The organism is Alkalibacterium thalassium, assembly GCF_900101165.1.
In the GTDB taxonomy this organism is placed as follows: Bacteria; Bacillota; Bacilli; order Lactobacillales; family Carnobacteriaceae_A; genus Alkalibacterium; species Alkalibacterium indicireducens.
The window spans coordinates 1-9,365 of record NZ_FNFK01000066.1 but is presented as its reverse complement, the minus strand read 5'-3'; the positions used below and the strand labels follow the sequence as shown (position 1 = coordinate 9,365).

Below are 9,365 nucleotides of genomic sequence, written 5' to 3'. Positions count from 1 at the left end.
CCACAACTGAATAACCCTAAAAATTTCTGGAAAAAGTCATCCCTTGCGCCAGCACTTGACTTTTTTGGAAATTTTAACGAAAACTACTTGTGATGAAAGTAACAATGTATGAAATCATTTATTCTAAGTTTTATGCAACACTAGTGTCCAAGATTATGTCCGCACCCCCTCTTATGTATTTTTATCTTGCCATAAACATGAGGAGCTGAAGTGGATAAAAAAAGAGCTTTTGACTTTGGAACCATTCAATCCCAAGAAAGAGAGAGTTCCATTTAGAAGAGATATTTTCACGAGGTTAATCAAGTCCGGAACCTTCCTAGCTGATGACGTTATCGAATATAAGCTGAGTATAGGCGTGAGCTGGACCGCAAGAGACAATCGAGCAGCATTGGAAGCTCCCGATAAAAAAGTAAGAATGAAACCCACTGAGTAGCCTGATTGTAGTGATCAAGCCACTTGGTGGGGTTATTTTCATTTCAAACAAACGGAGCGAAAATAAAAATAGCTCCGAATGTTTGGTCTGATTCTTGCTTAAATTTGGTATTTGTTGTATACTTAAATAAATCAAACAAATGGAGCGAAAATTAAAATGGCTCCGAATGTTTGGTTATAGAAATTGATTTTTCTTTACCAAACAAACGGAGCGGATATGTAAATTGCTCCAAATGTTGGTTTTGAGAAAAGAGGGTTGATTTAGATGAATGACAAGTTAAGAACTGAAGAAATAAAAAATGTCTTTGGCAATAAACCGTTCACGAGTGATGATCTATATCATTTTTACCAAAAATACGATCCAAACTTAAAGAAGAGTACATTTCGATGGCGTGTCTTTGCATTAAAAAATGATGGGGTCATTAACACATTAAAGCGAGGAGTCTATGCAACCAAAAGCAAGAAAGACTTCAAACCTACTGTGAGCAAGAAGCTTAAAAATCTGTTTTCAAAAGTTCAAAATCAATTCCCCTATGTTGACATGTGCATATGGGAGACTTCTTGGCTAAATAATCTGATGGTTCATCAAGCATTTTCTAGTAGTATTATACTGGAAGTTGATAAAGACGCCGCTTCAGCAGTTTTTGCTTTTCTGCAGGAATCGCAAAGAAATGTTTACTTAAATCCAGGGAAACATGAAGTGGAGAATTATATCAGTGCTGGGCAAACGAGCATCATCATTAAGAACCTTACAGTGACTTCTCCGCTACAAGAAGTTCAAAACATCATTGTTCCATCTGTAGAAAAAATCATGGTTGATCTATTTGTAGACGATGAACTGTTTGTTACCTATCAAGGAGCAGAACTTAAGAGTATTTACCAGGAGTTTTTTAATACTTATAGTGTCAACCAATCAACATTAAAGCAGTATGCACACAAGAGGCATATAAAAGATAAACTAACATCTTTCTTAAAAGAGGAAACGAGCATTGATGAAGATGAACTATTAATATGAGGTGATTTGATGATACACGAGACGACATACACAAAAGAATGGATTGTGAAAAAGAGCGCGGATTACAAAAGAGGAAAGAAGAAAGCGAATCCAACGCTTATCGAAAAAGTAACTAAAGCTTTTCATCTGTTAGAAGAACTAGCAAAAACAGATTTGGAATTTATTTTCAAAGGGGGAACATCACTACTCCTTCTTCTTAATCAGATGCACAGATTCTCGATAGACATTGACATTATTATTGAGGAGCAAAAGCATGAGGTTGATATGGATGATATTCTTACTGAGATAGTTGGTAAGAGCGGTATCTTCACCCATTTTGAAGAGAATGTGAGAAGTGGAAATAACGAAGTCCCAAAAGCTCACTATAAAGTATTCTACACATCGTCACTTAATGAAGATGAGAACTACATCCTTCTGGATATTCTATACGAAAAAAGCCATTATGTAGATGTGATTGAGAAGAGCATAAACTGTAGTTTTATAGAATACTCTGAACCATCAGTTCAGGTTCATGTGCCGAGCGTGGATTGCATTTTAGGTGATAAATTAACAGCGTATGCACCAAATACTACGGGTATCCCTTACGGAAAGAGTAAAGAGTTGGAAATCATCAAACAGCTCTTTGACGTAGGTAACTTGTTTGATGAAATGAGTGATGTCAATAAAGTGAGCCAGACATTCAAACAGATGGCACAGCAGGAACTAATCTATCGTGAACGAGATGAGGTGTTATCGTATAGAGACGTTCTTGAAGATATTTTTGAGACCTCCAGAATTTTAAGTGAAAGAGGTCGGATCGAAAAAGACATTTATGATCAGTTACAGCTGGGAGTCAATAGGATCAAGGATTACATTTTCTCTAGAAACTATATAGTAGAGAGTGCAATAAACAGTGCATCCAAAGCAGCGTACCTATCACTTTTAATAAAACACGAAATTACTGATGTTGAGGAATTTGATCCAAAAGTAGATTTGAGAGAGCTAGTGATAGATCATCCAGATTTCAAGAAATTCAAAACGATCATGAAATTTGATCCTGAAGCGTATTTTTATTGGTACAAGAGCATCGAGATACTCAATCAGAAAACAGCAGAAGAAACTTCATAGATTCAGATTGCAACAGCTATTCCACTCCAATTCTATAGGGGATAAGAAGAGTATATAAAAAATGCAGGAAAACCAACAATTTTACATTGTCATTTTCCTACATTTTATAACTGTTCTTTACAGATTTAATAAACCCTCCACACTAATAGCTTTTTCTTTCCCACTTGCAAGTACTAAAACTTCTTTCATTTTTCTCAAGTCTTCTAACTCAGGACCGTCAATTCTCTCAGATAGTGAAGTTTTTATAGGTTTCCCATCCTTATTATAAAAAGTAGCAAGGACATTTCCAGTTGCTTTCTTCTGGATTATTTCATTTCTTCTCTAAACTCTTTTCTACAAAAAGCTTAATAAAAGGTATAAAATAACGTCTTTTTAAATTTGTATTATCAGGTGTTGCGTAATATACTTTATTTAAGGAGAGTGAATAGTATGTCTACTACAAAATTACGCAAACAAGGAAGTTCAATAGTGGTAACCATTCCTGCTGCAGAAGCCAAAAATCTTGATATGGACAGAGAGTATATTGTAAAAACGGATAAGCATGGAACTATTACGTTGATTCCTCAACTTGAAAATCCATTCAAAAATGCTGAAAAAGGTGAATTTTACGAAGAGGATGAATGGGCAGAAATGAAGCCTATTGGAAAAGAAATATGGTAGACAAAAAATATATTCCAGAAAAAGGAGATGTCGTTTGGATTGATTTCGATCCTTCTGCTGGAATCGAAATTCAAAAAAGAAGACCTGGCCTCGTTGTTTCTTCATATGAATTCAACCGGAGCACCAGATTTGCCGTGATATGCCCAATTACGTCCACGAAAAGAAATAATCCTACCCGATTCGAGTTGTCCAGTACATCTAAAATTAAAGGCCAAGTAATCGTTCCGCAATTGAAATCACTTGACTATGTTGAGAGAAACGGTCAATTTATAGAAAAAATTGGATTTAATGAGTTAGAACAAATAAATCAGTTGATTTATTTCATATTTGAATAAGATAGAAGGTAAACTAGAATGATGGCCTATTTCTGATTCTTTAAAGCAAATCTCTCTAGTAACCCATTTGACGTGGTTCAAGTGTAACTGGAGAGCTACAGCTAGTTTAAGATATTATCTGGTCATTTCTTACATTTTTGGTGTGAATAAATAAATATCAAGTACATAGCTCACTAATAAATAGACCTGTGAAAAAAATATAGATAGATTATTCAGTAATTTAGAAATACTAGAAATCGAGTCCATCAGGATATAGAAGTAAAGTTGGTGACTAATTGTGCTGAATTTTGTAAATCAGTTCCACTTAAAGGCAGATAACGATATATAAGGGTGATCGGATGATAAATTTAAGACAGTTCGAAAAACAGATAAATTCAACCATTTTGAAACGTGGGAAGCAATATTATGAACAAGGATTGATCGAGAAGATATATCAGACTGATTATGATTCATATGAAGCTGACATTTTTGGAACATATGTATACAATGTGAAATTAAAAATGAATAAACATGAGGTCATTCATTCGTCTTGTACTTGTCCATTTGACTTTGGCCCGATTTGTAAACATGAAGTTTCTGTTTTTTATAAATTGAGAGAACTTATGGAAAAAGGCAACTTAATTGAAGGGTCAAAAGAATTTCAACCAAATGATGCGTATACTCTTGAAGAATTATTAGACTCCTTGTCAAAGGAGGAACTAGTCCGCTTTATCATGCAGAGAGCAGCGAATGATTCGAGTTTGGAGCATCATTTGCGGTTTAAATATGGTGAAAGATCTCCTGAAGATGAGTTAGCTGAAACTAAACGAGTACTGGAAGCTATAAATGAAAAATACTTTGATTATAAAGGGAATTTACATCAAGAAAGAAGTACCGAGTATGCTCTAGAGATGGGGCAGGTACTTAATAAGGCGCTAAACGTTAAAGACCCTTTGATTTCCTGTGATATCGCTTGTCTAGTAATGAATGAACTGCTGGAATTACTCGAATACTTTGAAGATGACGACTGGACACTTGGAGAAATTGTGGATGACTGCATACGAATAGTGAAATCTATTGTTTCCAGTGAGTTAAGTTTTGAGGACAAAAAAGCAGTCTACAATAAAATCATCAATGAAATGGATCATAACGAATTACCTGTTTGGGAGGATTTTCAAGAAGGGTTATTTGAAGTCTTGGACGATTTGGCAGAAGAGGAAACCCTATATGAATATTATGTAGAAGAGTTAATGGGTCGTATAAAACAAGGCAATACATGGTCAACAATGTATCACAATGAACGCTATCTGATTAAAGTCTTTCATTTGATTGAAAGAAGAGGAGATGCAGATGAACAGATGCTCTTCTTATTGAACAATATTAAGTATGACAGTTTTAGAAAAAGGGTTATCGACAAATATTTTGATCAGAAAGATTATCTTCAAGTCATTCAATTGACCAAAGAAGGAGAGAATCAGCATAAACACTACACAGGAAAAGTAGCAATTTGGAAAGAGTTAAGGTATAAAGCTTACAAGTATGCGGAGATGCTAGATGAGCAACTTACATTAGGGAAAGAACTCTTTTTATCTGGTGATTTTGACTACTACAATGAATTGAAAGAGTTGTATAAAGGTAATGAACAAGAACTTTATGAAGAACTCAAGGTGGAATTGAAAAAGAACTTTCAATTTACAGGCTATAATCAAACTTATCTGAGATTAATTAGAGAAGAACAAGACGTGGACGCCTTAGCTGAGGTAGTCACTGGCGATGTCAGGTATGTTCGGGAGTATGCTAAGTATTTACAAGGTACCCACAAAGAGTTGGTTGTTAAAGCGTATAAATACCTTATTGAGCAAGAGGCTTCTATGGCTAATAATCGGTCAGGATACAGAGCAGTTGCTTCATTAATAAAAGAATATGGTAAAGTCACAGATGAAAAACTAGCTAACGAAGTGACTGGGCAAATACGGAAAAAGTATAGCCGAAGACCAGCCTTTATGGATGAGCTGAGTAAGGCGAAATTATAGAAATTAAATGGAATTTGCGAATAATAAAGCATGGTTTGAATGGGGAAATTCAAACCATGCTTAATTTAAAGAGAAGAAGGAACGGAGAGTATAATTTTTGGATTTATTCGAATCGTTTTTATCTTTTTTGTCGATCTTGAAAAGAAATAATCATGTTTTAAAATTACCTGAGAGGTATTAAGTAAAACATGAAAATATGGACTATATCCAAATATATTTAGATCTATAATAGACTATCACATTCAACAGAAGGAGACGACACTTGGAATACATAATAATCTACAGTCTTATACTAGCAGGTATAGTTCTTATTCCAGTATACATAAAATATAAGCAGTCCACTTATCGGGTTGCTAGTGGAAATAGTTTTATTAAGACAGTGTTTAATAAAGGCAATTATGGAGAATTTTTGATCTACTATAAACTTGAGAAAATGGATGGCAATCATAAATTACTGACGAATCTATACATACCTAAGCATGGCGGTGGAACGACGGAAATCGATCTGCTTATGGTTGCTGAAACGGGAATCTATGTATTTGAATCTAAAAACTACAGCGGATGGATTTACGGCAATGAATTACAGAAAAGTTGGACTCAGTCATTTCCCAACAAGAAGAAATTCAAGTTCTTTAATCCTATCTGGCAAAACAATGCTCATATAAACGCTTTGAAAAATGTAACTGGAGTAGACGGAAAAGATCTTTACTTTTCATATATCATTTTCAGTGAAAGATGCACACTAAAGAAAATAATAATTCAATCTGATCATGTTAAAGTTATAAAAAGAGACCGCCTGATTAAAAGCGTGAAAAGACAGGTTAAAGATTCTCAAATGGTGTTATCGAACGAACAAATAGATACATATGTTAAACTGCTAAGTAAGTATACCCTTTCTGATGAGCAGACTAAGAAAGCTCATATTAAGGCTATTAAAGCCAAAGGTTAACCATAAATTGTCTTCAAAGATAATCGTTAGTTCATTTTTGGCGAACATTAAATATAAAGGAGTCAGTAGATATGACTAAAGAAAAAGAACCATTAGCACCCATACATCTTCACTTGGAGCTTGTAAGCGACTATATGTCAGATGAGGAACAAGTCATGCTCAAACGATACGGTGAATCATCAACGGGAACCAGTATCAGTCGTGATATTCTAGTCCCATTCGACATGACCTTACATGCATTGCATTATACTATTCAAAAACTTTTTGGCTGGCAGAATTCACATTTAAGGCGATTCATCCTGTCAGAGGAAGATTATCATAGAGTGACTAACGGAACGGTCAGAGGCTGGTCGGATTTAGTCGGCACATTATTCCAACCTCCTTCAGAAGGGGAGCATGATCTTTTCTGGGACGATGACTATGATTCAGGGAACTTTAACGCTTGGTTAAGAAAAAAATATACAGGTCCGTATTATTTTCGTGGACAATTAGAACAGTACGAACAGGCTAGAGAAGATATTGAGACCTTACTTGACCTTTTTCCTGATCTTGAAATTAGAGAATCTTTTTCAGATTTTATGGACCGGAAAGCCTATGACCGTGAAGCTGAGCCTAAAAATATAGGGCGTTCTGCACTTATTGACATGACACTTGAGCAAATGAATAACTCACTGTTTATGGAAAGTGGCACAGAAAATCTTTTGGAGAAACTGCTTGTCGATGAACTCCTTGGATATGAAGATGAGCATAGCGGTAGAGACGGTATCCCAGTTGTAAATGAACTGTTTTATGAGTACGATTTCGGTGATGGGTGGAGAGTGCGTATTACTAGGCGAATGTCTTTTAATGAGCTGATAAGCGGTCGTCTGGTCACTGTACAGGAAATACAGGATGCACGAATGCAGGTTATTCGTAAGCATAAACCGGTCTGTATAGTTATTGAGGGTCTATCTGTAATGGATGATGTGGGAGGTCTTAGCGGATTTGCCAGGCTACTAAAAGAAATATATCAAGGAGAGAGTAGAGAAGAGTCTGCGGATGCACGTAGATGGGCTAAAGGTATGGGCTGGAATGATAAAAAAGTACGGCCTGAAAAAATGTTATGATTAATTTTCTAGAGGGTAAATGAATTGTAAGGACTAAAAAAGCTTTGAGTTGAAATGCTCAAAGCTTTTTAACTGAGTAGTCTGCGGCTGCATAGATATAATCTGATATATACTTCAGTTGTATTTTAAATTGGATAACTTAATAACAGACCTGCATTTATGATTATAATTTCCAGATCTACTAAGTTTTACGTCAATCAAAATAGCCGTGATGATCTAGTAAATCAAGATATCACGGCTATTCCTATAGTATCACTATTTAAAAGAGATCATCTCGACTCAAGAATTCGTCTTTCCAGTTATCCGTTTCAAATACTTCATTTATGTCAGCCACAATTTCTTTCCAGTCTGGATTCACTAAATCGATGCCATCCTCGATTAGCTCTCCTCTGCTGTCTTCGGGAGGAGCATCGTTTTTCGCTTTGATGCATGTTGGGTAAGTCAAGCTGGGATCAGCTTCTAGAATACTTTCAAGGACTATATTATGTTCCCAGTTGTCTCCAAAATCATAAGTATAGAGGATCCGGTCTTTTTCCTTCTTGATCCAGTCAGAGAGGCGTTCATTTTTTTCATTACGTAACTTTAAATGAGGAAGAAACTGAGAAGTGAACGCTTCATCCACTGCGAACGGAAAACTGTTTTCCAGATCACTCCCATTTGTATCGTCATCAGGACCAATACGAGTGACACTCATACGTTCACCGTCTGAGCGCCTGACGTCAAATTCGTGAAGATGGTAGCCCGCCCAGTCAAAAGCAGCCATCAGAATATAATGTAAATCCTCGAAAGTTGTGTCACTGTGTACTAACAATCGCCTCCAAACGGGCAGTCCGACATCTTTAAGCGTAACTTTTATCTGATAAATCATCACGTTTCATCCTTTCATAATTAAACTAATGTGCATCACATCAGCCGTATTTCTTTTGATGCTCTTTTTTTCTCCTGAGGTAATCCTCATCCTCCCGCACGACTGTCCACTTTTCTTCAAATAGTCGTGCAGATTCTGCTTTTTCTTCATCAATATTCCGCTTGTTCACATTACCGTCTTTGTCGTATTTTTTTCCGCCTTTATAATTGGCGTAACGTCTGGACCGGGTATAGCCCATCTGCAGGAACTTCCTTGCCATATCTATCCCTGCGAAGTCGTGAGCTTCCTGATAATCCAGAAACATCTGATAAATTTTTTCGGACGATTCCTTGGCAATGTCAGGTGTCTTGAACCGCCAGTGGGGAAGGATCTCACTTTTATACGGTTCGACCATCAGGACACCCTGCTCGCCTCGTCCCACCCGATACAATTCAGGTTGTTTGCGAAAATCTATGTTATCAAAATCCAGATCGTAGTCAAATGCCATACTATCACCTCTCTTTAGAGCAATTATTATAACTTAAACAATACTGGTTGAGACTCCCACGGCTAAAGCCGCAAGCCCGAACCTTTCGGTTTGACCGGTGGGATTCTTGAGTGCTTGTACGAACGCAGTCCATTTCTGTTTTGTTCAAGCCTCAAGGTGAGGGCATCTCATTGCCCCTCCTAAGACAGTGCATATAGCATCTTAGGCTGGTTAACTGTGACCGTCAACCACAGGTGCATAGCGAATATTCATTGCACCAACGATATCCCTGTGTTTTTTAAATCCACAACTACACCGATACTTTCGATCCTTTGCTTTATTCCTTTCGGTACATTTCGGGCAGGTTTGGCTGGTATGTGCAGGGTTCACATACTCCACTTGTATGCCTTCCAAT

Annotated in this window: 12 protein-coding genes; 8 read left to right on the top strand and 4 right to left on the bottom strand. The window is 36.5% G+C overall.

Going from position 1 to position 9,365, the window contains the following annotated elements; genetic code table 11:
• The first annotated feature begins 235 nt into the window (after nt 1-235).
• The 3 genes from BLR76_RS10145 (at nt 236) to BLR76_RS10135 (ending at nt 2,554) form a co-directional block, all read left to right on the top strand.
• On the top strand, nt 236-433 hold the full coding sequence (locus BLR76_RS10145) for a hypothetical protein (RefSeq protein ID WP_091268645.1): 198 nt from the start codon (nt 236-238) through the stop codon (nt 431-433).
• 264 nt (nt 434-697) lie between these two features.
• The gene (locus BLR76_RS10140) at nt 698-1,447 is read left to right on the top strand and encodes a DUF6577 family protein (protein WP_091268643.1); all 750 of its coding nucleotides are present in this window, start codon (nt 698-700) and stop codon (nt 1,445-1,447) included.
• A gap of 9 nt (nt 1,448-1,456) precedes the next feature.
• On the top strand, nt 1,457-2,554 hold the full coding sequence (locus BLR76_RS10135; RefSeq protein ID WP_091268641.1) for a nucleotidyl transferase AbiEii/AbiGii toxin family protein: 1,098 nt from the start codon (nt 1,457-1,459) through the stop codon (nt 2,552-2,554).
• A gap of 117 nt (nt 2,555-2,671) precedes the next feature.
• Here BLR76_RS10135 and BLR76_RS12495 read toward each other — a convergent pair whose 3' ends face one another.
• Entirely contained in the window at nt 2,672-2,860 is a 189-nt protein-coding gene (locus BLR76_RS12495) for a sugar-binding domain-containing protein (RefSeq protein WP_425425720.1), read from the bottom strand.
• Nucleotides 2,861-2,983: 123 nt separating this feature from the next.
• Here BLR76_RS12495 and mazE point away from each other — a divergent pair, with 123 nt between their 5' ends.
• From mazE to BLR76_RS10105, 5 genes are all read left to right on the top strand, one after another.
• Nucleotides 2,984-3,214, top strand: coding sequence for a type II toxin-antitoxin system PemI/MazE family antitoxin (gene mazE, locus BLR76_RS10125; RefSeq protein ID WP_091268638.1), 231 nt, complete (start codon nt 2,984-2,986; stop codon nt 3,212-3,214).
• Complete coding sequence (locus BLR76_RS10120) at nt 3,175-3,549, top strand: type II toxin-antitoxin system PemK/MazF family toxin (protein ID WP_425425719.1); 375 nt, start codon at nt 3,175-3,177, stop codon at nt 3,547-3,549. Before mazE ends, BLR76_RS10120 begins: the two co-directional genes overlap by 40 nt.
• A 338-nt stretch (nt 3,550-3,887) precedes the next feature.
• A complete protein-coding gene (locus tag BLR76_RS10115; RefSeq protein ID WP_091268636.1) occupies nt 3,888-5,561 on the top strand; it encodes an SWIM zinc finger family protein in 1,674 nt (557 codons plus the stop codon).
• Between the two features lie 262 nt (nt 5,562-5,823).
• Entirely contained in the window at nt 5,824-6,510 is a 687-nt protein-coding gene (locus BLR76_RS10110; RefSeq protein WP_091268634.1) for a nuclease-related domain-containing protein, read from the top strand.
• A gap of 71 nt (nt 6,511-6,581) precedes the next feature.
• On the top strand, nt 6,582-7,616 hold the full coding sequence (locus BLR76_RS10105; RefSeq protein ID WP_091268632.1) for an IS1096 element passenger TnpR family protein: 1,035 nt from the start codon (nt 6,582-6,584) through the stop codon (nt 7,614-7,616).
• Nucleotides 7,617-7,875: 259 nt separating this feature from the next.
• Here BLR76_RS10105 and BLR76_RS10100 read toward each other — a convergent pair whose 3' ends face one another.
• From BLR76_RS10100 to BLR76_RS10090, 3 genes are all read right to left on the bottom strand, one after another.
• The gene (locus BLR76_RS10100; protein WP_091268631.1) at nt 7,876-8,484 is read right to left on the bottom strand and encodes a plasmid pRiA4b ORF-3 family protein; all 609 of its coding nucleotides are present in this window, start codon (nt 8,482-8,484) and stop codon (nt 7,876-7,878) included.
• A 40-nt stretch (nt 8,485-8,524) separates the two neighbouring features.
• Complete coding sequence (locus BLR76_RS10095) at nt 8,525-8,971, bottom strand: DUF4385 domain-containing protein (protein WP_091268630.1); 447 nt, start codon at nt 8,969-8,971, stop codon at nt 8,525-8,527.
• 210 nt (nt 8,972-9,181) lie between these two features.
• A partial coding sequence (locus BLR76_RS10090) for a zinc ribbon domain-containing protein (protein ID WP_143009242.1) occupies nt 9,182-9,365 on the bottom strand: 184 nt, incomplete at its 5' end.